This is a genomic window from Leifsonia sp. KNZ13-11D, assembly GCF_056754895.1.
Genome location: NZ_JBPGWU010000001.1, coordinates 3,207,617 through 3,231,370 on the forward strand (window position 1 = coordinate 3,207,617; position 23,754 = coordinate 3,231,370).

22 protein-coding genes are annotated in these 23,754 nt (G+C 70.3%); 12 read left to right on the forward strand and 10 right to left on the reverse strand.

Annotated features, from left to right (window positions below):
- Nucleotides 1-5: 5 nt before the first annotated feature.
- From ACR9Y5_RS15705 to ACR9Y5_RS15740, 8 genes are all read right to left on the reverse strand, one after another.
- The gene (locus ACR9Y5_RS15705) at nucleotides 6-617 is read right to left on the reverse strand and encodes an alkylhydroperoxidase domain protein (RefSeq protein WP_481298816.1); all 612 of its coding nucleotides are present in this window, start codon (nucleotides 615-617) and stop codon (nucleotides 6-8) included.
- Nucleotides 614-1,198, reverse strand: coding sequence for a CMD domain protein (locus ACR9Y5_RS15710; protein WP_481298817.1), 585 nt, complete (start codon nucleotides 1,196-1,198; stop codon nucleotides 614-616). The genes ACR9Y5_RS15705 and ACR9Y5_RS15710 overlap by 4 nt, the downstream gene beginning before the upstream one ends.
- Nucleotides 1,199-1,227: 29 nt before the next feature.
- On the reverse strand, nucleotides 1,228-2,253 hold the full coding sequence (locus ACR9Y5_RS15715) for a putative FMN-dependent luciferase-like monooxygenase (RefSeq protein ID WP_481298818.1): 1,026 nt from the start codon (nucleotides 2,251-2,253) through the stop codon (nucleotides 1,228-1,230).
- A 3-nt stretch (nucleotides 2,254-2,256) separates the two neighbouring features.
- Nucleotides 2,257-2,979: an ABC transporter ATP-binding protein gene (locus ACR9Y5_RS15720; protein WP_481298819.1), complete on the reverse strand. Its 723-nt coding sequence runs from the start codon at nucleotides 2,977-2,979 to the stop codon at nucleotides 2,257-2,259.
- Nucleotides 2,976-3,833 (reverse strand): ABC transporter ATP-binding protein, encoded by an 858-nt coding sequence (locus ACR9Y5_RS15725; protein WP_481298820.1) that lies wholly within the window; start codon nucleotides 3,831-3,833, stop codon nucleotides 2,976-2,978. The genes ACR9Y5_RS15720 and ACR9Y5_RS15725 overlap by 4 nt, the downstream gene beginning before the upstream one ends.
- Nucleotides 3,830-5,632, reverse strand: a complete 1,803-nt coding sequence (locus tag ACR9Y5_RS15730) for an ABC transporter permease (RefSeq protein WP_481298821.1) — start codon at nucleotides 5,630-5,632, stop codon at nucleotides 3,830-3,832. The genes ACR9Y5_RS15725 and ACR9Y5_RS15730 overlap by 4 nt, the downstream gene beginning before the upstream one ends.
- Nucleotides 5,633-5,653: 21 nt before the next feature.
- Complete coding sequence (locus tag ACR9Y5_RS15735) at nucleotides 5,654-6,811, reverse strand: ABC transporter substrate-binding protein (RefSeq protein WP_481298822.1); 1,158 nt, start codon at nucleotides 6,809-6,811, stop codon at nucleotides 5,654-5,656.
- Nucleotides 6,812-7,045: 234 nt separating this feature from the next.
- Nucleotides 7,046-9,298: an alpha-galactosidase gene (locus ACR9Y5_RS15740; RefSeq protein ID WP_481298823.1), complete on the reverse strand. Its 2,253-nt coding sequence runs from the start codon at nucleotides 9,296-9,298 to the stop codon at nucleotides 7,046-7,048.
- 466 nt (nucleotides 9,299-9,764) lie between these two features.
- On the opposite strand from ACR9Y5_RS15740, the gene ACR9Y5_RS15745 reads away from it, so the two are divergent.
- The 9 genes from ACR9Y5_RS15745 to ACR9Y5_RS15785 all read left to right on the forward strand — a co-directional run bounded on the left by ACR9Y5_RS15745 (nucleotide 9,765) and on the right by ACR9Y5_RS15785 (nucleotide 20,065).
- Nucleotides 9,765-10,094, forward strand: coding sequence for a hypothetical protein (locus ACR9Y5_RS15745; protein WP_481298824.1), 330 nt, complete (start codon nucleotides 9,765-9,767; stop codon nucleotides 10,092-10,094).
- Between the two features lie 18 nt (nucleotides 10,095-10,112).
- On the forward strand, nucleotides 10,113-10,466 hold the full coding sequence (locus tag ACR9Y5_RS15750; RefSeq protein ID WP_481298825.1) for a DUF7882 family protein: 354 nt from the start codon (nucleotides 10,113-10,115) through the stop codon (nucleotides 10,464-10,466).
- 298 nt (nucleotides 10,467-10,764) lie between these two features.
- The gene (locus ACR9Y5_RS15755; RefSeq protein ID WP_481298826.1) at nucleotides 10,765-11,781 is read left to right on the forward strand and encodes a LacI family DNA-binding transcriptional regulator; all 1,017 of its coding nucleotides are present in this window, start codon (nucleotides 10,765-10,767) and stop codon (nucleotides 11,779-11,781) included.
- A gap of 476 nt (nucleotides 11,782-12,257) precedes the next feature.
- Nucleotides 12,258-13,265: a LacI family DNA-binding transcriptional regulator gene (locus ACR9Y5_RS15760; protein ID WP_310134017.1), complete on the forward strand. Its 1,008-nt coding sequence runs from the start codon at nucleotides 12,258-12,260 to the stop codon at nucleotides 13,263-13,265.
- 85 nt (nucleotides 13,266-13,350) lie between these two features.
- A complete protein-coding gene (locus ACR9Y5_RS15765; protein ID WP_481298827.1) occupies nucleotides 13,351-14,607 on the forward strand; it encodes a sugar ABC transporter substrate-binding protein in 1,257 nt (418 codons plus the stop codon).
- A gap of 25 nt (nucleotides 14,608-14,632) precedes the next feature.
- On the forward strand, nucleotides 14,633-15,616 hold the full coding sequence (locus tag ACR9Y5_RS15770; RefSeq protein WP_310134012.1) for a carbohydrate ABC transporter permease: 984 nt from the start codon (nucleotides 14,633-14,635) through the stop codon (nucleotides 15,614-15,616).
- Nucleotides 15,613-16,431: a carbohydrate ABC transporter permease gene (locus tag ACR9Y5_RS15775; RefSeq protein ID WP_481298828.1), complete on the forward strand. Its 819-nt coding sequence runs from the start codon at nucleotides 15,613-15,615 to the stop codon at nucleotides 16,429-16,431. Before ACR9Y5_RS15770 ends, ACR9Y5_RS15775 begins: the two co-directional genes overlap by 4 nt.
- A 2-nt stretch (nucleotides 16,432-16,433) precedes the next feature.
- Entirely contained in the window at nucleotides 16,434-18,155 is a 1,722-nt protein-coding gene (locus tag ACR9Y5_RS15780; RefSeq protein WP_481298829.1) for an amylo-alpha-1,6-glucosidase, read from the forward strand.
- On the forward strand, nucleotides 18,152-20,065 hold the full coding sequence (locus tag ACR9Y5_RS15785; RefSeq protein WP_481298830.1) for a glycoside hydrolase family 127 protein: 1,914 nt from the start codon (nucleotides 18,152-18,154) through the stop codon (nucleotides 20,063-20,065). The genes ACR9Y5_RS15780 and ACR9Y5_RS15785 overlap by 4 nt, the downstream gene beginning before the upstream one ends.
- Nucleotides 20,066-20,358: 293 nt before the next feature.
- On the opposite strand, the gene ACR9Y5_RS15790 is transcribed toward ACR9Y5_RS15785, so the two are convergent.
- The gene (locus ACR9Y5_RS15790; RefSeq protein ID WP_481298831.1) at nucleotides 20,359-21,102 is read right to left on the reverse strand and encodes a dienelactone hydrolase family protein; all 744 of its coding nucleotides are present in this window, start codon (nucleotides 21,100-21,102) and stop codon (nucleotides 20,359-20,361) included.
- Nucleotides 21,103-21,473: 371 nt separating this feature from the next.
- Here ACR9Y5_RS15790 and ACR9Y5_RS15795 point away from each other — a divergent pair, with 371 nt between their 5' ends.
- A complete protein-coding gene (locus ACR9Y5_RS15795; RefSeq protein ID WP_481298832.1) occupies nucleotides 21,474-21,608 on the forward strand; it encodes a hypothetical protein in 135 nt (44 codons plus the stop codon).
- 13 nt (nucleotides 21,609-21,621) lie between these two features.
- Entirely contained in the window at nucleotides 21,622-21,822 is a 201-nt protein-coding gene (locus tag ACR9Y5_RS15800) for a hypothetical protein (protein ID WP_481298833.1), read from the forward strand.
- A gap of 314 nt (nucleotides 21,823-22,136) precedes the next feature.
- On the opposite strand, the gene ACR9Y5_RS15805 is transcribed toward ACR9Y5_RS15800, so the two are convergent.
- The gene (locus ACR9Y5_RS15805; protein WP_481298834.1) at nucleotides 22,137-22,649 is read right to left on the reverse strand and encodes a hypothetical protein; all 513 of its coding nucleotides are present in this window, start codon (nucleotides 22,647-22,649) and stop codon (nucleotides 22,137-22,139) included.
- Nucleotides 22,650-23,039: 390 nt separating this feature from the next.
- Here ACR9Y5_RS15805 and ACR9Y5_RS15810 point away from each other — a divergent pair, with 390 nt between their 5' ends.
- Nucleotides 23,040-23,687 carry a dihydrofolate reductase family protein gene (locus tag ACR9Y5_RS15810; RefSeq protein ID WP_481298835.1) on the forward strand — a complete coding sequence of 216 codons (648 nt, stop codon included), beginning with the start codon at nucleotides 23,040-23,042 and terminating at the stop codon, nucleotides 23,685-23,687.
- Nucleotides 23,688-23,754 lie beyond the last annotated feature (67 nt).

Genomic DNA, 23,754 nt, shown 5'->3' on the forward strand with positions numbered 1-23,754 from the left:
CGCGCTCAGCGCTTCTCGACGGGAGGCGTCGGCTCCCCCAGCGACAGCATCAGGCGGTTCGCCCAGTTGAAGAAGGCGGCGCCGTTGATGGCGTCGATGATCGCGACGTCGTCCAGCCCGGCGTCGCGCAGCGCACGCACGTGCTCCGGCCCGAACTCGTCCGGGATGCGCGTCAGCGCGACAGAGGCATCGATGACGGCCCGCCACTGCGGGTCGTCCTGCTGTGCGGCGGTGCCCTCGTCGAGCAGGCGCTGCACGTCCTCGGGCCGCTTCGACTTGTGGCTGGCGAAGCGCGAGTGGACGGACGCGCAGAAGATGCAGCCGTTGGTGCGCGAGGCGGCCGTGGCAGACAGCTCACGAAGTGCACGCGTCAGGCCGCCCTTCTCGTTGTAGAAGATGTCGTTGTCCGTGCGCGTGCGCGCTCCCAGGATGTCGGGGTCGCGCACCAGCAGGCGGAAGTACGGGCTGTTCGCACGGCCGCGGTCGACCAGGCCGTCGTAGTGGCGGTCGGTCAGCTCCTCGAGCGGCAGCGGCGGGAGCCACGCCTCCCAGCCGAGCTCCTCCTGCGTGAAGACATTGGGCGCCTCGAACGTGTGCTGGATGACGGTCTCGCTCATGCGAGCTCTCCTTTCAGGACGGTGAGGCCCGCGACGACGCGGAGCTGGAAGCTGAGGAAGGCGACGAGCTGCGACAGCGTGACGATCCCATCGACCGACCACCCGGCGTCGAGCAGCGCCTGGATGGCGGCCGGCGACGAGTCCCGCGGCCGGTAGACGAGGAGGTGCGTGTGGGCGAGGGCGGCGGCCAGCCGTGCCCCGACCGCGGCGGTCAGCTCCGCATCCGGCTGCCAGATCAAGCCGGCGACGTCCTCGACGCTGAGCGGGCCCTCCGGGTACGCGCCGTAGGGGCCGCTTGTCACTGCGCCGGGAAGCGCGGACTCAAGCGCCCGCAGCAGGGTCGCATCCTCGGCGACCAGCAGGTCGCGGTAGTAGGCGGACGTCGGCGACTGGGACAGTGCCACGGTCCAGTAGGCGACGGCGAGTCGCTCCCGCTGGGCCACGTGCGCCAGCTCATCCGACTGGAACAGTGCGTCGTAGCTGGCCTGGGCGTTCGCCCGGGCGCTGGGCCGCTGGTCGCGGAGGCTGTCGAGGGCGTCGCCGGGGGCGATGCCGACGAGCCGGTCGATGACGTCGGTCATGGTTGTCCTTTCGATCGAGGAGGGTCGGGTCAGGGTCGCTCGGGCGACCAGCCCAGGAGCTCGGGCGCGACGCGCGACGCGAGGAGCTCCAGCGAGCGCAGCACCGCGTCGTGCGACGGGTCGATGGGATGCGGCTGGAACGCGACGTCGGTGGCGCGGCGGAGCACCGTGTCGGTCCGCAGCGAGGTCAGCACCTGCTCCGGCGTTCCCACGTGCACGTCGAGCCAGGCCAGCAGCTCCGTGTCGGACACGCCGTCCGGCACCTCGATGCGCTGCGACCGGAGGTAGCCGGCGCTGCGCTCGATGCCGCGCTGGATCCAGCGCGCCGCCTCCTCCTCGGTGTCGACGACGAGCGCCGACCGGGAGGCCAGGATGCGCGGCGCGGCGCCGCTCGGCAGGGCGGCGAGGTACGCATCGACGATGTCCTCCTGCAGCTCGGGCGACGAGGGCCCCTCCCACGCCGGGCGCGGCTGGGTGCGGGACAGCATGAGGCCGTTGCCGCGGCGACCGATCCGCTCGGCGCCGGCCGCGGAGAAGGTCGCCTCCCAGATCACGCCGAGAAGGTCCGGGGCGGACGGATACAGCGCGCCGCCGTCCGAGGTGAGCACCTCGCCGCGCAGGGCGTCCTCCAGAATGCCGCGGTGGCGGTCGTAGATCGCTGCCCGGTCCGCCGAGTCGAACCCGAAGGGCGGGAACGACGAAGGCGTCCCGCCGGAGCCGATGCCCAGCTCCGCCCGGCCGTCGGACAGCAGCTGCAGCACCGCCGCATCCTCCGCCACGCGCAGCGGCGCCTCGAGCGGCAGCGTCACGATCCCGGTGGCGAGCCGGATGCGCGAGGTGCGCGCCGCCGCCTGCGCGAGCAGCACGAAGGGGGACGGGAGGCCGCCCTCGTCCTCGTGGAAGTGGTGCTGCGCCACCCACACGGAGTCGAAGCCGAGCTGCTCGGCGCGGACGAACTGGTCGAGCGCGTTGCGGTACCGCTGCTGCGCGGTGCCGTCGTCGAGGAGCCGGGTGAAGAACCCCAGCCGCGTCCGTCCGCTCGAAGGGGTGGTCACTGTCTACACTGCCTTTCCGAGGTACGCCTCTTGGATCTGCGGGTCGTCGAGAAGCTCGCGGGCGGTGCCCTGCAGCACGATCGCCCCGGTCGCCAGCACGTACCCGCGCGAAGCGATCGACAGGGCGAGCTCGGCCTGCTGCTCCACGAAGAGCACGGCCACGCCCAGCTCGCGGTTGATGCGCACGATCTCGTCGAGCACCTGGTCGACCAGCTTGGGCGACAGGCCCATCGTCGGCTCGTCCATGCACACGAGTCGCGGCCGGCTCATCAGGGCGCGGGCGAACGCGAGCATCTGCTGCTCGCCGCCGGACAGCGTCCCCGCCTGCTGCTTGCGACGTTCGGCGAGCCGCGGGAAGTGGGTGCGCATCCGGTCGAGGTCCTCGGCGATGCCCGCCTTGTCGCGGCGGGTGTAGGCGCCGGCGATCAGATTCTCGTCCACGGTCATCTCGGGGAAGACGCGACGCGCTTCGGGAACCGAGGCGATCCCCGCACGCACGCGGCGGCGGGTGGAGGCGTGCGTGATGTCCTCGCCGGCGAACCGGACGGCCCCCGAGCGCGGCCGCACCAGGCCCAGGATGGTCTTCATCGTCGTGGACTTGCCGCTCGCGTTGCCGCCGAGCAGCGAGACGATCTCCCCCTCGCCCACGGTGAGGGTGTTGCCGCGCAGGGCGTGGAACGGTCCGTAGTAGACGTTCACGTCGTCGAGGGCGAGCAGCTCCGTCATACCAGGTCCACCCCTCCGAGCCCGCGGCGGCGGCCGAGGTACGCCTCCACGACCGCGGTGTCGCGGCGGACCTCCTCCGGCCGGCCCTGCGCGATGATGCGGCCGCCGTCCATCACGATCACGCGGTCGGAGACGGTCATCACCAGGTCGAGCTTGTGCTCCACCAGCAGGATGGTCTGCCCCGCCGCCTTGAGCTCCAGCAGCTGCTGCAGCACCTCGGCGGTCTCGGACTGGTTCATGCCCGCGGTCGGCTCGTCGAGCACGAGCAGCTTGGGATCGAGCGCCAGCGCCCGGGCGATCTCCGTGCGACGCCGGTTCGCATAGCTGAGCGAGTAGGCCGGGTCGTCGCGCCGGGGACCGAGCCGCGCCTCGAAGCGGTCGATCTCGGCGGCGATCACCTCGTCGATCCTGCGCTGCTCCCGGCGGGAGGCGGGAGTCCCGACGATCGCGATGTACAGCTCGGCGAGCAGCGGGATCCAGCGCAGCAGGAACAGGTTCGACAGCCGGCGGAAGGGCCGGTTCGCCCGGAGCGTCGAATGGAGGCCGACCTCGATGTTGTCGGCGACCGACAGGGTGGCGAAGACGCGCCCGTTCTGGAAGGTCCGCGCGATCCCGTGCTCGGCGATCCTCGCGCTGTCGGCACGGTCGATGCGCGCGCCGTCCAGCGCGATGGTTCCGCCGTGCGGCCGGATGGCGCCGGTCACCAGGTTCAGCGTGGTGGTCTTGCCGGAGCCGTTCGGGCCGATGATCGAGACCACCTCGCCGCGTGCGACGGTGAACGAGATCCCGTCCACCGCGGTGAGACCCTCGAAATGACGCTCCAGGTCGCGGACGTCCAGCAGCACGTCGCTCATGCGTTCCTCACCAGGACCCCTCCCGGCCGGAACCGCACCACCAGGATGAGGACCAGGCCGTAGACGATGATGCGCAGCTCCGGGGTGAAGCGGAGCAGCTCCATCGCGCCGATCAGCACGATTGCGCCCACGACGGCGCCGTACGGGAGGCTGATGCCGCCCAGGATGACGATGGTCACGACCAGCAGCGACATCAGCATCGTGAAGATGGTCGGGTCGATGTACGTGTACTGGTGGGCGAGCAGCGAACCGCCGATGCCGGCGAAGAAGCCGGAGACCGCGAAGGCGAGCGCCTTGTAGTTGCGCCCGCGGACGCCGGACGCCAGCGCCGCGACCTCGTCCGACCCCACCGACGAGATGACCTTGCCGAGGTGCGACGAGCGCAGCCGCCACATGACGAGCAGCGTGAACGCCAGCACGCCGAAGTCGATCAGGTAGTACGCCTGCGGGGTGTTCAGCGGCGTCCCGAACCACTCCGGGACCGGGATGTTGTAGAGCCCCTGCGGCAGCACCAGCTGGATGACGGCGACGATGGCGATGCCGAGACCGAGCGTCGCGATCGAGATGTAATGGCCCTTCACGCCCCAGATCGGCGAGGCGAGGATGGACGCGACCACCGCCGCCGCGATCCCGGCGAGCGGGAGCGCGACCCAGAACGGGACGTGCACGTAGAGGGAGAGCAGCGCGGACGCGTACGCGCCGATCGCGATCGGGCCCGCCTGGCCGAGGGCGAGCACACCCGCCTGCCCGGCGGTGACCGTGAAGCCGGCAGCGATGATCGCGTAGATCAGCACCTGGGTGCCGGTGGTCAGCAGGTAGTCGTTGCCGAACAGCGGGATGGCGATGCCCGCGACCACGAAGGCCGCCAGCCACACCCAGCGCGGGATGCGGATCGGGCGCCCCTTGCCGAGGAACGTGCCGGTCAGCGGCTCCGTCGAGATCAGCGGCACCTTGCCGAGCAGGCCGCCCGGCCGCACGATGAGCACCACGATCAGGATGACGAAGACCACGATCTCGCGCGCGGTGTCACCGAAGAAGTGGATGCCGAACGCCTCCAGGATGCCGAGAACGAACCCGCCGATCACGGCGCCGACCAGGGAGCCGAGGCCGCCGAGGGTCGCCGCGACGAACGCGGTGAGCCCGACATCCAGCCCGGAGTTCGGATTCGCGACGCCGACGTAGAGGGCGATGAAGACGCCGGCCAGCCCGCCCAGCGCGGAGGCGATCACGAACGACACGTGCTGCACCTGCCCGACCGGGATGCCCATCTGCAGGGCGGCCTCCTGGTCCTGCGCCGTGGCCCGGATCGCCCGGCCGACCTTCCCGTACTTCAGGAAGAGGGTCATCACGACCATGATCACGGCTGTGGTCCCCAGCATCACCACGTCGGAGGTGCCGAACCGCATGTTGCCGATGTGCAGGTTCGAGGTGGGCAGCACATCCGGGAACACGCGGAACTGCGCCGTGAACGCGATCTGCGACGCGTTGTCGAGGATCAGCGAGATGGCATAGGTGGAGAGCATCGCCGCGAGCGGCAGGAACTTCGCCAGCGGACGCACGACGGTGACGTTGATTAGCAGCCCGAGCGCGCCGCAGACGATCAGCACCGCGAGCAGCGCCAGCCAGAACGGCAGCCCGAGTTTGACGATGAAGAACCAGGACAGCATCGCGCCGAGCCCGAAGAAGGAGAACTGGGCGAAGTTGACGACGTTCATGACGCCGAAGACGAGCGAGATGCCGACCGCTCCGAGGGCGTAGACGTTCCCTCGGAGCAGGCCGGCGATCAGAGTGTCGAGCATGATGTGCGTGTTGACGGCGGGTCAGCCGTTGTACGCGACCCACTTCCCGTCGCGCAGGATGCTCGGGGTCAGCTGCGGCGAGGCCACGCGGCGCGTGGACTGGTCGAAGGTGATCTTCCCGTAGACGACGCTCGGCACATCCTTGACCTTCTTGAACCCGGCGAGGATGCCCGCGCGGTCCGTCCCGCCGATCTTCGCGGCGGCGACGGCGACGTTGAGCGCGTCGTAGGCGCCGGCCTCGAACCCGGTGACCTCGGTCTCCTGCGGGTACTTCTTCTTGAACGCCTTCACGAACGCCTGCACCTCGGGTGCCGGGTTGGAGGACAGGAACTCGGCACCGTTGATCGCGCCCTCCGCATCCTTCGTGCCGTCGAACGACTGCTCGTCCTGGCCGCCGTAGAAGGTTCCGTCATACCCGATCGCCCGCAGCTGGGTGACGATCTTGGCCGCGTCGGGGCCGTAACCGATGTGCACGAAGGCCTTCGGCTTGCCCGCGACGGCCTTGGTCAGCGACGGGCGGTAGTCGTCGGAGGTGTCGAGCACGCCCTCGGCGTCGGTGATCTTGAGGCCCACCTTCTTCGCCTCCGCCTTGAAGGCGTTGAACGCGGGGATGCCCCAGTCGGCCGTGTTCAGGTAGCTGACACCGACGGAGTCGACGCCCTGCTTCTTGATGTAGTCGGCGGTCCAGGTGTAGGTCGCACTCGTGGTGATGGAGGTGGACCACTGGTACTCGGTGCCCTTGGCGGTGAAGTCGGGGTTGGAGTTGTTGAACCCGTACTGCACCAGCTTCCCGGCGGTGTAGATCGGCGAGGCCGGGATGGACGCCGCCGACGAGTAGTCGCCGAAGACGAGGCTGACGCTGTCGTCGCCGACGAACTTCTGGGCGACGGCGACCGACTGCTTGGGGTCGGACTGCGAGTCCTCGTACTTCAGCTGGACGGGGTGGCCGTCGATGCCGCCCTTCGCGTTGACCTGCTCGACGGCGAGGTCGAACGCCTCCTTGAACTGCTCGCCGTACTGGGCGTACTGCCCGGTGGTCGCGGACGAGACGCCGAAGTACACGGGGGTCTTCGAGGAGGAGCCGCTGGAGGCTGCGGAGCCGCCGGCGCAGGCGGCGAGGCCGGTGACGGCGAGGGCGGCGACGGACGCGAGTGCGGCGCCCCGGAGGAGAGTCTTCATGCTGTGTCCTTCACATCGGGCTGCGGATGACGCGGGTGGGTGCGTCGCCGACGTTAGAACCGCACCCGGGCAGCACGCATCCCCGGCTGTCACATTCGGTAGCGATGCTCAATGAGCGTCATAAAGGTTGCGCGGGGGCGCGGGGACGGCTAGCGGACGTGAGTGACGGTGGAACGAAGTGCTGAATGCCGCTGGAACAGGAACGTCTGCACCTCCGCCACCCGTACGCCGGGGCTACACGGCCTCCACGCTCAACAGCCAGACGCGATCCGGATACGAGAGCGGCGTCTGCAAACCGGTGACGCGGAGCGCGCGACCGCTCAGCTCGATGCCCGTGGGCGCTGGAGTGCCGCGGCCCGCGCGGCCGCCGAGCGGGCGGGAGAGCGGCGTGACGCCGTCCGCCGCCGTCGGGGTGTCGTCGCGCCCGGCGAAGAACCACGCGGGCGCCGCCTGGCTGCCGGAGTGGTCGCCGAGGGTGAGCGGCACGACGCGGTAGCGGGTCTCGTCCCCCAGTCCCCGCAGAGTGAACCGGCCGAGCGGAGCGGCGTCGGAGCGGCCGAGGAACGCGAGGGCGAACAGGGCACGGCGCTTGTCCGGCGACACCACGCCGCTCACCCAGAACGTGGGGTCGAGGTCGTCCATCCGCACCAGGTCGCCGTGGTGCAGGAGGTCGCGGTTCTCGCGGTGGAACGCGATCCACTCGCCCAGCTGAGCGAGGTCGGAACCGGACGCGGAGGTCAGGTCCCACTCGACTCCGAAGTGGCCGAAGACCGCGGAGCCGGCTCGGAATCCGAGGTCGTGGCGGCGGTGGGTGGTGTGCGAGTACTCGGACGCGACGTGGGCGCCGAGGAGCTCGGGCGGGAGAAGCTGCTGCGTCCACCGCATCATGCCCTGCCGCTCCAGCGGGTCGATGCAGTCCGAGACCCAGACGCGGTCGGTGTGCTCGATCACTCCGAGGTCCACCCGCGCGCCGCCGGAGCTGCACGACTCGATCTCGAGGCCCGGGAACCTCCCTTTGAGCTCGGCCATCAGCCGGTACGCGGCCAGGGTCTGCTCATGCACGCCGGACGCGCCTCCGGGGGCCGTCCCGGCATCCACGAGGTCGCGGTTGTGGTCCCACTTGATGTAGGCGATGTCGTCGGCGGCGAGGATGTCGGCCATGCGGTCGCGGACGTACGCGTAGGCCTCAGGGATGCCCAGATTCAGCACCTGCTGGTGCCGCGACTCCACGGGCAGCCGCCCGCCGGTCTGCATGATCCACTCGGGATGCGCGCGCGCCAGGTCGGAGTCCGGGTTCACCATCTCGGGCTCGAACCAGAGGCCGAACTCCATCCCGAGGCCGCGCACGTGGTCGATCAGCGGCGTGAGGCCGTCCGGCCAGACGTCCTCGTCCACGTACCAATCGCCGAGCCCGGCGCGGGCGTTCCGCCGGTGCCGGAACCAGCCGTCGTCGAGAACGAAGCGCTCGATCCCGATCGACGCGGCCCGATCGGCGAGCGCCGTGAGTCTGGCGAGATCGTGGTCGAAGTAGACGGCCTCCCACACGTTGAGGGTGACCGGTCGCGGACGGCGCGGATGCTGCGCGCGCGAGCGCAGGTGCCGATGCAGGCGGCGCGCCTGGTCGTCGAGCCCGTCGCCGTAGACGCCGAAGACCCACGGACTGCGGTAGCTCTCGCCGCGGCCCAGACGGATCTCGCCCGGCAGGAGCAGCTCGCCGCCGCCGATGACCTGCTCGCCGCCGGGCAGCCGCTCGGCGTAGTGGCGGTGGTTGCCGCTGAAGCCGGTGTGGACGCCCCAGACCTCGCCGTGGGCGAAACCGAATCCCGCCTTGCCGGCGATGAGCAGGGTCGCGGCGTCGGCCCCGGTGCGGCCGTGCCGCCCCTCGCGGACATGGGCGCCGACCGTGAGCGGACGCCGCTGCGGCGTGCGCTCCTTGCCCCAGCGGCCGGCGAAGTCGAGCACCTCCCGGGCGCGAGCCGGGATGGGATAGGCGATCCCCAGGTCGTCGAGGCGATAGGTGTCGCCGTCGTTGCGGAGCGTGGCCGCCGAACGCAGCACACCGGCCGCCGACAGCTCGACGTCGATCGTGAGCTGCAGAGCAGCCGCCGCATCCCGGGCGACGACGGACACGCGTCCACCCGCGGGAAGGGTGAGGAGGTCGCCGTCCGGCTCGGGCCGCCCGTCGCCGACGGTCACCTCCACCACACCGAAGCAGGGGGACCAGTCGGCGCCGTCGCGGCTGCCGCTCAGCCCCGGGCGGCCGAGCCATCCGGTCCGCTGCTCGGGAAGGATCGCGACGCGCGCCGGTTCGCCGGGTGCGTTCGGCGCGACCGGTCGCACGTCGGTCAGCGCGATGGCCCGGGCTTCAGCCGCATCCACCGTCCCGAGTGCCGCGCCCCAGTGCGGGATGGTCGGCAGCTGTGCGCCGCGCAGGTCGAGCAGCACGCTCACCCCGCCCGCGGTCAGGTGGATCAGGTCGGGGCGCATGCGCTCTCCCTTCGGTGGCGGCGGGCCTGGGTGCGGGCGGGTTTCGGTGCGGGCGGGTTTCGGTGCGGGCGGGTTTCGGTGCGGGCGGGTTTCGGTGCGGGCGGGTTTCGGTGCGGGCGGGTTTCGGTGCGGGCGGGTTTCGGTGCGGGCGGGTTTCGGTGCGGGCGGGTTTCGGTGCGGGGCGGGCCTCGGTGCGACGGTTTCCGGTCGATCAGCCAGGGTATCCCTGGATCGGGTGGACTGCGCCTCTCCGCGCCCCTCTGTCGACCCCGCGCGTGGGGTCGGTATGTGTGATCGCAGTGCATCGCATCCACCCCGGCGCGTGGGCCCCCGATGAGCCGCCAGCGACCCCCTTCGTCCTTCCGGAGAAGCCGGACGGATCCATTCGTCATGTGTCCGGCATCCGGCGGCCATCCGGATGCGGAGGGGACTGGAAAAGTGCGCCAATCGGTGGAAATCATGGGACATGGAGAAGTTGTATTACGCCGGGGGGCACATCTTCCTCGACGACGATGTCTGCGACGCACTCGTCCAGTACGCGCGAGCCCTGGCGGATGTGGGCAAATCGGACCTGGTGACCGTCCCCTCCCTGTCCGATGAGGGGATGCAGGGCCGCACTCGGCTGCTCATCGGGCCGGCCAGTCAGCTGTTCGCTGCGCCGGCCCTCGACCGTGGTGTCGACCTGACCGACGCGGCGGCGACCGAGTCGATGCGCGACAAGACGGCACGGCTGCAACCCTCGCGACCGGTGTTCGAGGAGAACCCCGAGTTCTCGGGCGAGCACTACAGCGACTGACCGCGCGGAGCCACGACGATGGGAACCCTCTTCTACGGCGCCGGACGGCTGGCGATCACCTTCGAGGACCGCGTGCTCGCCCACCTGCAGCTCGCCGTGGCCACGAAGCTCCGCCGCCAGGAGTCGTTCATGCTGAACTGGCGCGACAACGAGAGCGTCGGCGACGGCCGCAGCGCGGTCTGGATCGGCCCGCACACCGACCTTCACTTCAAATACTCCGGCAGCCGGTTCCCCGAGATCAACGCGGAGTGGGTGAGCGCGCTGGTGGTGTCGGCGTCCACCCCGCTCGGGCTGCAGCTCCTCGACGAGGGCTCCCTCGACGTTCCGCCGAGCCCGCGCGCCGGGTCCCGGCGGAGCGGATCGGCGCGGTAGTGGCTGCTCGTCGGCGGTCGACGGTCTGTCGAACCGATTCGACCGGCCCTGCCGCGCGCCTTCGGCGCGACTGCTCGCGTTCGGGACGACTGCCGCCCGTCGAACAGGCGCAGACGGTCCGGAACGACGCACTCGCGGATGGGCGGCGCGCGCACACCCGTTCGACCGATCGACGCGAACCGATTCGACGCCTTGCGGGGGCGCAGCGCGCCGCAGACGGACGCCCATGACAGAATCACGGGGACGATCCTGTGCGCAGCGCAGGCGTCGCCCGCAGCGACCACAGCGAGGAGGAAGCATGGCAGCGACCATCGGCGACGTCGCCCGCGCCGCCGGCGTCTCGCGCAGCACGGTCTCCTACGCGCTGTCGGGCAAGCGCGCCATCTCCGAAGAGACGCGGACGCGCATCCAGGCCGCCATCGACGAGCTGGGCTTCACCCCGAACGCCGGCGCCCGCGCGCTCGCCACCGCGCAGACGAACGTGCTCGGGCTGTACCTGCAGTTCCAGGAGGACGAGTTCGCGCCCGCGATGCTGCAATACGTGCTGCCCGTATCGACCACTGCGCGCGAGCACGGCTACGACCTGCTGATGGTGACGGACGCCGATCGCGTCAACGCCGTGCGGCGCACGACGTCGTCGGCGATGATCGACGGCGTCGTGCTGCTCGACGTCACCTACGACGACTCCCGGCTGGAGCCGCTCCGGGAGGCGCCGCAGCCCGCGGTGCTGATCGGCTACGCCCGCAACGGCGAGGGATTCGACTCCTACGACCTCGACTTCGGTGAGGCGGCGCGGCGCGTGGTCGACCACCTCGCCGGCATGGGGCACCGCGACATCGTGCTGATCACCCCGCCGCGCCACGTCTACGAACGCGGGGGATCGTACGCGTGGCGCTTCCGCGACGCGGCCGTCGAACGCGCGGCACGCTACGGGATCCGCCTCGTCGCCCATGAGGGCGACTCGCGTCAGCCCGGGATCACGGACTCGCTGGATGCGGCGCTGGCCGCATCCCCCCACGCCACCGCGCTGATGGTCCACAACGACGCGACCATCGCCGCGCTCCCCGCATACCTGGACAAGCGGGGGATGCGCGTGCCCGACGACCTCTCGGTGGTCGGCGTCTTCTCGCAGGAGTTCGGGCAGGCCTTCTCGCTCCCCTACACCGCCGCCGAGACGTCCCCGGACCGCCTCGGACAGGAGGCGGTGCGCCAGCTCATCCGCCGCATCCACTCGCCCGAGGAGGCCGGGGAGCCGCGCGTCCGCTTCATCGAGCCGGAGCTGGTCGACCGCGGGAGCACGCGCCCCGTCGCCTGAGCGCGCGGCGCTGCCGCGCCCGTGGCCGGGGGCGCCATTCGTGCCGAATCGTGGTTCTGGGGCGGGGATGACCGCGATTCGTGCCGAATGCTCGCGCGCCAGGCGCCGGCGACATTCGGCACGAATGTCGTGTGTGGCAGGCGCGACGGCGACATTCGGCACGAATGTCGTGTGTGGCAGGCGCGACGGCGACATTCGGCACGAATGTCGTGTGTGGCAGGCGCGACGGCGACATTGGGCACGATTGTCGCCTCGGCCGGTGCCCCAGCCTCGTTCGCGCCCCCGCTCGGGCGCGACATTTGCGCCACATCGCGGCTATCGGGCACTCATTACCGCGATTCGTGCCACATCGCGGCAACACGGGACGGGAGGAGAAGCGGCGGCGGACAGTGTCGAACCGCTTCGACTTGTGGAGGACGGGATCGCGCGCTACAGTGATCGAACCGGTTCGACGATGACGGCCTGAGGAGGTGCCCGTGGCGATCACGATCACAGACGTCGCCCGCCACGCGGGCGTCTCCCCCAGCACCGTCTCGTACGCGCTGTCGGGCAAGCGGTCCATCTCGCCGTCGACCCGGGCGCGCATCGACGAGGCCATCTCGGCGCTCGGCTTCACGGCCAACGCGGGCGCCCGCGCCCTCGCCACATCGCAGACCATGGTCATCGGGCTGCTCACGCAGTTCCACCAGGACGAGTTCGCCCCGGCGATGCTCCAGTACGTGCTCCCGGTGTCGGACACGGCCCGCGAGTTCGGCTACGACATCCTGCTGGTCACCGAGATCGACGCGACGGCCGCCCTCCGCCGGGTCACCAGCGCCGGGATGGTCGACGGCGTCGTGCTGCTCGACGTCGTCCACGACGACCCGCGGCTCGACACGCTCCGTGCCGCCTCGCAGCCGGGCGCGCTGGTCGGCCTTCCCAAGCGCACAGAGGGGCTCGACGTCTTCGACCTCGACTTCGGGGAGTCCGCGCGCATCCTCGTCGACCACCTGTACGGCCTCGGCCACCGCGAGATCATCGTGGTGTCGCCTCCCAAGCACGTGTTCGAGCGCGGCGGCGCGTACGGCTGGCGGTTCCGGGATGCGGCGCTCGAGCGCGCGGCCCGCTACGGCATCCAGATGCACCCGTACTTCGGCGAGGCGCAGCAGCCGGCGATCGGCCAGAGCGTCAACGCGATCCTGGATGCGCGACCCACCGCGACCGCGCTGATCGTCCACAACGACGCCACGATCGCCGCACTCCCCTCGGTGCTCGCCGCGCGCGGCACCCGGGTTCCGGCCGACCTGTCCGTGGTCAGCCTGTACTCCAAAGACTTCGGTCGAGCGTTCTCCCTGCCCTACACGGCGGTGGAGAGCTCGCCCGATCAGCTGGGCCAGAACGCGGTCCGGCAACTGGTGCGCCGGATCACGTCGCCCGAGCTCGCTGGAGCTCCGGTGACGAGGTTCATCGCACCGGAGCTCACGATCCGCGGGAGCACCCGATGAACCCGAGACCAGACGCAGCGCCGCACACCGCAGGGCGCTCCCCGGACACGACACATCAGCACTGCACGATTCAAGGAGGAATACTGTGATCGCACACAAGAGCGCCCGCCTGGTGGGCGCGGCGGTTCTCGCCGCAGCCGTCATCGGCGGCGTCGCGGCCTGCTCGGGCTCAGGCTCGGGCTCCGGCTCCGGCAGCAGTGCCGGAGGCACCTACACGTTCTGGGATCCGTACCCGCAGTTCGACGCCTCGGCCGACTGGACGAAGCTCGTCGAGCAGTGCGGCACGGAGGCCGGCGTCACCGTCAAGCGCACCGGCTACGACACCAGCGACCTGACGAACAAGGCGCTGCTGGCCGGACAGCAGGGCAGCTCCCCCGACCTGCTGCTGGTCGACAACCCCGTGGTGTCGACGTTGGCCGAGGCCGGCATCCTCACCAGCACGTCCGAGAACAAGCTCGACACCGGCGACATCCAGAAGAACATCCTGGCCGCCGGGCAGCTCGACGGGAAGACGTACGGTGTGCCGATCGGCGCGAACACCCTGGCGCTCTACTACAACAAGAGCGTGCTGAACGCCGCCGGTGTCGACGTCTCCACGATCAAGGACTGGAGCAGCCTGACCGACGCGCTCGCCAAGGTCACCGCCGCGGGCAAGAAGGGCATCACCTTCTCGGCCATCGGCACCGAGGAGGGGAGCTTCCAGTTCCTGCCCTGGTTCTGGGGCTCCGGCGCCGACCTCAAGCACCTCGACTCCGCCAAGGCGACCCAGGCGCTGACGCTCTGGACGGACTGGGTGAAGAAGGGCTACGCGCCCAACTCGGTGATCAACAACACCCAGACCACCTCGTGGCAGGAGTTCGCGACCGGCGACTTCGCGTTCGGCGAGAACGGCACCTGGCAGCTGGGCAACGTCAAGAAGGCCGGCATCGACTACGGCATCCTGACGATCCCCGGCGTCGACGGCAGCGCAGCCCCCGCTCCGACGGGCGGCGAGTTCATGACCATCCCCGTGCAGAAGGACACGGCCCGGTACGCGACCTCGAAGAAGATCGCCGAGTGCCTCACGAGCACCAAGAGCTTCGTGAAGACCGACACGACCCTCTCGTACATCGCGCCGACCGAGGCTGCCCAGAAGGAGCAGGTCGCCGCGAACCCGGAGCTGAAGCCGTGGGTGGATGCGGTGGCCGCCGCCAAGGGCCGCACCAGTGACAACCTGGGCACGAAGTACCCGAAGATCTCGCAGCAGCTGTGGGGCGCCGTGCAGAATGCGCTCAGCGGCTCGCAGACCCCCGAGGCGGCCCTGAAGGCCGCGCAGAGCGCGGCAGAGGCCGCCACCAAGTAACGCACCTCCCCGAAAGTACCGAAACATGACGACGACACAGACAGCGCTGCACGAATCGGTGCGGGGCACGGGCGGGGCGGCCGGCACGGCCGCCCCGCCGCGGGCGCGCACCCGGCGGTCGGGCAGGAGACGCTCCGGACAGTGGGCCGCCTGGGCCTTCCTCGCGCCGGTGGTCATCTACCTGATCGTGTTCTACGCGTTCCCGCTCTACCGCAACATCGAGCTGAGCGTGCGGGACTACACCGTCCGGTCCTTCGTGCAGGGCGGCGCCCCGTTCGTCGGACTGGACAACTATGTGAAGGTGTTCCAGAGCCCGACGTTCGGGCCGGCCATCCTGCACACGGCGCTGTTCACCGTCGTCTCGATCGCGTTCCAGTTCACCATCGGCATGGCCCTCGCCGTCTTCTTCCACCAGAACTTCCGGCTCTCCGCGACACTGCGTGCGCTGTTCCTCGTGCCGTGGCTGCTCCCGCTGATCGTGTCGGCGTCCACCTGGTCGTGGATGCTGAACAGCGACTCGGGCGTCGTCAACGCGGCCCTCGAGGCGTTCGGCCTGCCGGGCATCAACTGGCTGACCTCCCCCGACTGGGCACTCACCAGCGTCACCATCGCCAACATCTGGATCGGCATCCCCTTCAACCTGGTGATCCTCTACTCGGGCCTGCAGAACATCCCGTCGGACCTGTACGAGGCGGCCTCCCTCGACGGCGCGAACGGCTGGCAGAAGTTCTGGAAGGTCACCTTCCCGCTGCTGCGGCCGGTGTCGGCGATCACGCTGCTGCTCGGCCTCGTCTACACGCTGAAGGTGTTCGACATCATCTGGATCATGACGCGCGGCGGCCCCGGCACGTCGTCCACGACGCTCGCGACCTGGTCGTACCAGCTCGGCTTCGCATCCACGCTTCCGGACTTCAGCCCGGCGGCGGCGGTCGGCAACGTGCTGATCATCATCGCGCTCGTCTTCGGGATCATCTACATCCGCACGCAGCGAAAGCAGGACATCGCATGAACGGCCGGCGACCCTGGTGGAAGACCGCGGTGGGCGTCGTGCTCACCCTCCTGATGCTCTTCCCGGTCTACTGGATGATCAACGTCTCGCTCACCCCCACGACCGAGATGCGCAAGAGCCCGCCGAACCTGTTCCCGATCCACGCCACGTTCGAGGGCTACCAGGCCGTGATCAGCCAGCAGCTGCCGTACCTCGGCACGAGCCTGCTGATCGGGCTCGGCACCGTGATCCTGACCGTCGCCCTGGCGGCGCCGGCCGCGTACTCGCTGGCCAAGCTGCGGCCGCGCGGCCGGGGTGCGCTCAACTTCGTGCTGCTGATCGCCCAGATGATCCCCGGGATCATCATGGCGATGGGGTTCTACGCGATCTACCTGAACCTCGGCATCCTGAACACGCTGTGGGGCCTGATCATCGCGGACTCCACCCTCGCGGTGCCGTTCGGAGTGCTGATCTTCTCGGCGTTCATGGCCGGCATCCCCGACGAGCTGATGAGCGCGGCGAAGATCGACGGCGCCGGAACGTGGCGGACGTTCCGCTCGATCGTGCTGCCGGTGAGCCGCAACTCCATCGTGACGGTCTCGCTGTTCGCGTTCCTCTGGGCGTGGTCCGACTTCATCTTCTCGTCGACGCTGAACAGCGGCGGTGCCCTGCAGACGATCACGCTCGGCATCTACAAGTACATCGGCAACAACAACCAGGAGTGGAACGCGATCATGGCGACCGCCGTGGTGGCGTCCATCCCGGCGGCCGTCCTGCTCGTCATCGCGCAGAAGTACGTGGCCGCGGGCGTGACCGCCGGGGCGGTGAAGGACTGACGATGAGCGCCTTCGACGACTTCTCGTTCGACATCGCGGAGATCCCGTTCTCGCGCCGCGGCGCGTGGCTGGACCTGTCGCGCGTCGTCGCCCTGCACACGGTCGCGGACGACCTCCACCTGGTGACGCACACCGGCGGGATGCACGCGGTGCTGCGGCTGGAGCCCCGGAGGGACGGACGTCCCGTTCCGGCGGAGGTCCGCGCCACGCCGGGTGTCCTCGCCTGGAGCGCCCACGGTGGAACGGTCGAGGCGGCGTTCGACGACGCCGGCATCCGGTTCCGCGGCCGCGGGCTGGGCCTCGCCTTCGTCGCTCCCGACGAGCTGACGCCGTTCACCGGCGCCTATCTGTTCGTGGATCCGCTCGACGGCTCCCCCACCCTCACCAGCTACGAGTCCGGCCGCCGGTACCGCTTCACGGTGCTCCGCGGTGAGCCGGAGGTGGTCGGGGCCGAACGCGTCGGCGTGACCGCCCGGTCCGTCGGCTTCGGCTCGGACGACGAGTGGGAGGTGCTCGTCGAGGAGCTCGAGACGAGCGCGCCCGCCGTCGGATCGGTCACCGCCTTCGACGCCGTGGTCGAGGCACGGCGGGCCGAGTTCCGCGAGTACAGCGAGCGGCTCCTCACCGGCACGCCGTTCAGCGTGGACGTGAAGGCCTGCTACGTGATGTGGTCGGCCACCGTCTCCCCTGCGGGCTTCGTGACGCGGGAGGCGGTGCTCATGTCGAAGCACTGGATGGACAAGGTGTGGAGCTGGGACCACTGCTTCAACGCGATCGCCCTCGCCGCCGGCGACCCGCAGGCGGCGCTCGACCAGTTCCTGCTCCCCTTCGACCACCGGGACGCCACCGGGGCGCTCCCCGATTCGATCACGCACTCCGAGGTGCTGTACAACTTCGTCAAGCCGCCGATTCACGGCTGGGCGTTCGCGCAGCTCCGCGCACGGGCGCCGCGACCGTTCGAGCGGGCGCAGCTCGAGGAGGTGCACGACGGCCTCGCCGCGTGGACCCGCTTCTGGCTCCGCCAGCGCCGCGCCCCGGGCCACTCGCTCCCCTACTACCAGCACGGGAACGACAGCGGCTGGGACAACTCCACCACCTTCGACCGTGGCGGCGTGATCGAATCGCCCGACCTGGCGGCCTTCCTGGTGCTGCAGCTGCGTGTGCTCGCGGAACTGTCCGACGAGCTCGGGTTGCCCGCGTCGGAGTGGATCGAGGCCGAGAGCCAGGTGCGGAGCGCGCTGTTCCGCGAGCTCTGGACGGGCTCCGGCTTCGTCGCCCGCTCGGTGGCGACCGGCGATCCGGCGCCCGCGACCAGCCTGCTCAACTCCCTCCCGATCGTGCTCGGGGAGCAGCTGCCGGAGGACGTCGCCGACCGGCTGGCCGCATCCATCACCCGGCACCTCACCGAGTGGGGTCCGGCCACCGAGCCGGTCGGCTCCCCGCTGTACGAGGACGACGGCTACTGGCGCGGGCCGATCTGGGCGCCGTCGACGATGCTCATCGAGGACGGCCTGCGGCGCGCCGGCCACCGCGACACGGCTGACCGCATCGCCCGCTCGTTCGCCGCGCTGTGCGAGGCCTCCGGCTTCGCCGAGAACTTCGACGCGCGCACCGGCGCCGGCCTGCGCGACCGCGCGTACAGCTGGACGGCGAGCGCCTACCTGACCCTCCGTTCCGACGCGCTGGCCCGCGCGGAATCCGCGATCCTGGCTGGAGCAGAATGACCGACACCCTCGACCGCACGCGCCTCGGCGGACCCGTGAACCCCAGCAACTCCGTTCTGCGCCCGCTCGGCCCGTCGGAGGTCCGCCTCGCCGACGGCTTCTGGGGCGAGAAGCAGGCGCTGAACGCCGAGTCGATCATCGGTCACTGCCTGACCTGGATGGAGCGGATCGGCTGGGTGGGCAACTTCGACCGCGCCGCCGACGGAACCGTCGCCGAGCGCCACGACGGCATCGAGTTCGTCGACTCGGAGGTCTACAAGCTGCTCGAGGCGATGGCCTGGGAGCTGGGCCGGACGCCGGACGGTCCGCTCGATCCCGTCTACCGGGATCTCGTCGCGCGCGTCGCGGCCGCCCAGGAGCCGGACGGCTACCTGCACACGTCCTTCGGCCGCCCCGGCCAGCGACCGCGCTACTCCGACCTGGAGTGGGGGCACGAGCTGTACTGCTTCGGCCACCTCTTCCAGGCGGCCGTCGCCCGCTACCGCACCGGTCACGACGACACTCTGGTGGCGGTCGCCCGCCGGCTCGCCGACCACGTGTACACGGAGTTCGGCCCGGAGGGCCGGGACGCCGTCTGCGGGCATCCCGAGATCGAGACGGCCCTGGTCGAACTCGGCCGCGCGCTCGGCGAGCCGCGTTACATCGAGCTCGCCCGGCTGCTCGTCGAGCGGCGCGGGCGCCGGACGCTGAAGACGACGCTGTTCCAGGGCAGCGAGTACTTCCTGGACGACGTTCCCGTCCGCAGCGCCGAGGTGCTCCGCGGCCACGCGGTGCGGGCCATGTACCTGTCCTCCGGTGCGGTCGACGTCGCCACCGAGTCCGGCGACGTGGAGCTCCTCGACGCGCTGCGGCGCCAGTGGGACAACACGGTCGCGCACCGCACGTACCTCACCGGCGGAATCGGGTCGCACCACCAGAACGAGGAGTTCGGGAGCGACCTGGAACTGCCCGCCGACCGGGCGTACGCGGAGACGTGCGCGGCCATCGGCTCCGTCATGTTCAGCTGGCGCCTGCTGCTGCAGACAGGCGACGCCCGCTACGCCGACCTCATCGAGCGCACGCTGCTGAACGCGGTCCTCGTCTCGCCGCGCGAGGACGGTCGCGCCTTCTACTACGCGAACACCCTGCACCAGCGGGTCGCGGGCAGCGAGCCCGACGAGGACGAGGTGAGCGAGCGCGCCGAGTCGAGCATGCGCGCGCCCTGGTTCGAGGTCTCGTGCTGCCCGACGAACGTGGCGCGGACCCTCGCGAGCGTCTCGTCGTACGTCGCGACCGCGACCGACGACGGCGTGCAGCTCCATCTGCTGGCGGACGCGGACCTGGAGACCACCGTGGGCACCGGCGCGGTCCGGCTGGCTGTGCGGACCGGCGGCTATCCGTACGCCGGGTCGATCGAGATCGACGCCGAATCGGAGGGGGAGGTCGAGGTCAGGGTGCGCATCCCGGGCTGGGCCGAAGGAGCGGTTGCCCGGTTCCGCGACGAGGAGCTGGCCGTCGTGGACGGTTACGCGCGCGTCCGGGCGCACTTCGTGACCGGGGACCGCATCCACCTCGACCTTCCGATGGAACCGCGGCTCACCTACCCGGATCCGCGGATCGACGCCCTGCGCGGGACCGTCGCCGTCGAGCGCGGGCCGCTCGTGCTGTGCGCCGAGTCGACCGACCTCCCGGGCGGCGTCGACGTGAGCCGCATCGCGCTCGATACCAGCGTGTCGCTCGGCAGCCTCCCGGATGGCGCGACGGTGGCGCTGGCGGTCGCCGAGCCGCGGGACGCGGCCTGGCCCTACGGGGACGCGGTGACCGACGAGGCGGACGCGACGGCGACGGCCCGGCTCATCCCGTACCACCGCTGGGCCAACCGCGGTCCGAGCACCATGCGCGTGTTCCTGCCGGTGGCCGCCGGCGACTGACGACCGGATCGCCCCTGTTCCTCGCCGGATGCCGACCACGAGGTTCGACGTGCCTCGTCGGGCATGACCGGGTCATGCATGGCGAGGACGACAGCTCGTCCCCTACGCCGGCTCCGGCCTCCTGTCGGCGCAGCTCGTGCAGAACGGGACGCTGAAGTCGTACCCGGGCTTCCCGCACGGGATGCCGGCCACGCCGGCCGACACGATCAACGCCGACCTGCTGGGGTGGCTGCAGTCCTGACGCGAGGCGCGAGCCGGCCACCCGCCCCGTCCGGGACGGGTGGCCGGATGCGTCACCGCAGGTGCCGGGCGAAGAACCGGGCGGCGTCCTCGCCGGCGAACGCGGGGACGCCGCGATGGCCGCCCAGGTTCGCCTGCAGCGTCTTCTCCGACGAGCCGAACGCGTCGAAGAGGTCGAGGGCGGCCTGCCGGTCGTTGCCCTCGTCGTCCCACTGCAGCAGGACGTGCACCGGGATGGTGACCCGCCGCGCCTGCTCGAGGATCGCCGCCGGGATGTAGCTGCCGGCGAAGAGACCGGCCGCGACGATCCGCGGCTCGGTCGCAGCCAGCCGCACCCCGATCGCGATGAAGCCGCCGGAGTACGCGACCGGCCCCCCGATCTCGGGGAGTGCGAGCGCGGCATCCACTGCCGCCTGCCACTCGGGCACCGCCGCGTCGACCAACGGCAGCACCAGCCGGTCGACGAGTTCCGGCGGGACCGGGTCGCCGGCGGCGAGGGTCCGTCGGAGGTCGGAGCGTGCCTGCTCCAGTCCCGGCGACGGCGGCCGGTCCCCGCTTCCGGGCAGCTCGATGGCGAGCGCGGCGAAGCCGTCGGTCGCCGATCGCTGCGCCCGGTCGAGGAGCCGCGGATACATCCCGTCGATGCCGCCGGGATGGCCGAGCAGGATCAGCGGGGCTGGGGTGGACGGTGAAGCGGACTCGGGCGTCCAGAGGATGCCCTGGATCCCGTCGAGAGTGAAGCGGCGCTCGACGACGCCGGCGCCGGAGCGCGTTTCAGAAGTGAAGTAGATGGTCATGGTCGTGCCTTTCGGGAGTGCCGGAAGGGCGCCCCCGGACGACCTATCGCCCGACCGTGTCTCCAGAGAGGAGCACCCACGTCATAGCGTTCATGGGTATCACCTCCTCGATCTGCTGCACGGACCGGGGCAGCCTAGCACGGGGAGTGCGGGTCCGTCAGCCCAGGCCCCGGCGGGCATGCAAACCAGTGATCGCTCCCGGCTTGCCTCGTCATGATCGCGAGCGCCGCGCGTCTGGAAGAGTGAGGGCCTCGCCCTCCGGATCGATGACTACGACCTCTCCGCGTCCAGCGGGTCGAGGACTCTCCAGTCGCCGACGTTCGATGACGAACAAGATCGGAATCTAGATGAGGGCAAGAGAGTTGGTGGGCATGGCAACCGCTGCGGATGTACCCACCGTCGCTACCGGCAAGCGCGCAATTCCGGAAATCGTCGATGGCACCACGGTGACCGTCCCCGTCAAGCCGGTCGACCACGTCTCGCTGGGCGCAATACGCCACAGCTGAAACGAAGCAGATCGTGAGTTTCGCTGGAACGGCACAGATGTTCTCCTACCTGTGCGTTGTGGGAGGTCTCGCCGGCGAGGCGTGCACGACGGCAGCCAACCTCGGCTTCCAGATCGTGAAGAACGCGGCATCGAACGCCCTGCGCCAGAAGCGCTGTCTTCAGCTCGACATCCCCTACGTCGGACCGGGATTGCTGTATGACGTCAAGTGCTGAAAGTGCGATCCGATCACTCCATGAGCTGGTCGAGGACTTCGCCGTGTCACTACTCGTCGGTGGCGCCTTGGCGGCTCTGCTGGTGATGATCAGCGCGTCTGGAAGCGCCGTGCTGGCTACTGCACGTGGAGCGCCAGGCGTCTACTTCCTGGGACAGCGTGTGCGCAGGCGCCGCGCGCACAACCGCACGAAACTGCCGACGAATCGCGCTCAACGCCTGGACTGAGCCGCGCCTGCTTTCAGGCGTACCGCCGGGCATACGAAGGGCCGGACGGACGGGAGTCCCCGAACCGTCCGGCCCCTGTCCGCGCGGGCTACGCGCGCGGCTGCTTGCTGGCCTTGACCGCCGCGAAGTACTCGTTCGCCGGCTTGAGGAAGATCAGCACCGTCGCGATGACGCCGACCACCACGCGGGCCGCGCCGAGGCCGAAGCCGTCGAGGATGCCGAAGAGCGACAGGACGGTGACCACGAGCAGCACGATGCGGGCCCAGTTGGCGCCGCGGCGCATGAACACCGCGAACAGCACATAGGCGGCGATGTAGAGGATGCCGAACACGATGGCGATGGTCACGCCGATGCCCACGGCCGCGTCGATCGCGCCGCTGGAGACCTGGTGGCCCTGCGACTCGATCTGGCGCTGGATGGCGGCGCGCGACCCCCCGATCGTCACCAGGGAGACGATCAGCGAGATGAGGCTGAGCGCAGCGCCGACGATGTACAGCCAGAACGCGATGTTCACCTGCTGCGGGGGTGCCACCGGCGCGCCGGCACCCGGAGCGGGCGACGACGAGGCGGGGTAGGCCGGGGGCTGGGTGGGGTCACTCACTGTGGTCTCCTTCATCGATGCTGATCTGCGACGGCTGGCCGTTCGACCGCTGGGCCGCTGCATTTGAGCGCCACTCACGGTATCCCTTCAGGACATTGTTGGCAATGCCTCAGGAAGGGAATGCGGGTCCGGCCGGGCATCGAGTTTCCGCCAGCACCGAGGCTGGACCGGGCCGCGATAGAAGCCCTCCGTGTCATCTGTCGCCGCGATTGCGGCATCGGTGAATCCGCCCACTGCGCCAGCCGCTCGGAGATCGACTTCTGCGAGGCGCCCGGACTCGACGGCACAGGAGAAGTGGTCGCAATCGCACGCCACCGGCGCACCCGCGTGTCGGCGGTCCGCACTAGGGTGAACCCACCCGGCGCGACCGCGTCCGGAGGGAGGAGCCCCATGACCCGCGTCCGCATGGACCTGTTCGTCTCGCTCGACGGCTACACGCCGTCGCCCGAGGACCCGCCGGGCAACCCCATGGGCGAGGACTGGGGGCGCCTGACCGAGGCCTACGTGGCGACGCGGACCTTCCGGGAGAAGGTCTTCGGCGACACGAGCGGCGCGGGAACGACAGGAATCGACGACGCCTTCGCCTCCGCCTTCTTCGAGGGCGTCGGCGCCGAGATCATGGGTGCGGCCATGTTCGGGCTGCACTCCTTCCCGGACGATCCGGACTGGAAGGGCTGGTGGGGCGACACCCCGCCCTTCGGGACGCCGGTCTTCGTGCTCACCCACCAGGCGCCGCGGGAGCCGATCGCGATGGACGGGGGCACGACGTTCCACTTCCGAGCCGGCGCCATCGAGGACGTGCTCGCCGAGGCCACCGCGGCCGCCGGCGATCTCGACGTGCGCATCGGCGGCGGCTACCGCACCGCGCAGGCCTTCCTGCGCGCCGGCCTGGTCGACGACCTGCACCTGCAGGTGGCCCCGATCTTCCTCGGCCGCGGCAACCGGCTGTGGGACGATCTGGCCGGGTTGGACCGGACGCACACCGTGAGCTCGCAGGTGGCGGAGAGCGGCGTCATCCACGTCGTCGCCAGGCGCTGAACCCGGGACGGGGAGAACGAACCAGCAGCAATACTCGTTCGGGGAATGCGGCCACAGTGTGGCCGCA

Coding starts and splice junctions, on each gene's coding strand:
- ACR9Y5_RS15705 (WP_481298816.1), bottom strand. CDS start 617: ATGAGCGAGACCGTCATCCAGCACACGTTCGAGGCGCCCAATGTCTTC.
- ACR9Y5_RS15710 (WP_481298817.1), bottom strand. CDS start 1,198: ATGACCGACGTCATCGACCGGCTCGTCGGCATCGCCCCCGGCGACGCC.
- ACR9Y5_RS15720 (WP_481298819.1), bottom strand. CDS start 2,979: ATGACGGAGCTGCTCGCCCTCGACGACGTGAACGTCTACTACGGACCG.
- ACR9Y5_RS15725 (WP_481298820.1), bottom strand. CDS start 3,833: ATGAGCGACGTGCTGCTGGACGTCCGCGACCTGGAGCGTCATTTCGAG.
- ACR9Y5_RS15730 (WP_481298821.1), bottom strand. CDS start 5,632: ATGCTCGACACTCTGATCGCCGGCCTGCTCCGAGGGAACGTCTACGCC.
- ACR9Y5_RS15735 (WP_481298822.1), bottom strand. CDS start 6,811: ATGAAGACTCTCCTCCGGGGCGCCGCACTCGCGTCCGTCGCCGCCCTC.
- ACR9Y5_RS15740 (WP_481298823.1), bottom strand. CDS start 9,298: ATGCGCCCCGACCTGATCCACCTGACCGCGGGCGGGGTGAGCGTGCTG.
- ACR9Y5_RS15745 (WP_481298824.1), top strand. CDS start 9,765: ATGGAGAAGTTGTATTACGCCGGGGGGCACATCTTCCTCGACGACGAT.
- ACR9Y5_RS15750 (WP_481298825.1), top strand. CDS start 10,113: ATGGGAACCCTCTTCTACGGCGCCGGACGGCTGGCGATCACCTTCGAG.
- ACR9Y5_RS15755 (WP_481298826.1), top strand. CDS start 10,765: ATGGCAGCGACCATCGGCGACGTCGCCCGCGCCGCCGGCGTCTCGCGC.
- ACR9Y5_RS15770 (WP_310134012.1), top strand. CDS start 14,633: ATGACGACGACACAGACAGCGCTGCACGAATCGGTGCGGGGCACGGGC.
- ACR9Y5_RS15775 (WP_481298828.1), top strand. CDS start 15,613: ATGAACGGCCGGCGACCCTGGTGGAAGACCGCGGTGGGCGTCGTGCTC.
- ACR9Y5_RS15780 (WP_481298829.1), top strand. CDS start 16,434: ATGAGCGCCTTCGACGACTTCTCGTTCGACATCGCGGAGATCCCGTTC.
- ACR9Y5_RS15785 (WP_481298830.1), top strand. CDS start 18,152: ATGACCGACACCCTCGACCGCACGCGCCTCGGCGGACCCGTGAACCCC.
- ACR9Y5_RS15790 (WP_481298831.1), bottom strand. CDS start 21,102: ATGACCATCTACTTCACTTCTGAAACGCGCTCCGGCGCCGGCGTCGTC.
- ACR9Y5_RS15795 (WP_481298832.1), top strand. CDS start 21,474: ATGGCAACCGCTGCGGATGTACCCACCGTCGCTACCGGCAAGCGCGCA.
- ACR9Y5_RS15810 (WP_481298835.1), top strand. CDS start 23,040: ATGACCCGCGTCCGCATGGACCTGTTCGTCTCGCTCGACGGCTACACG.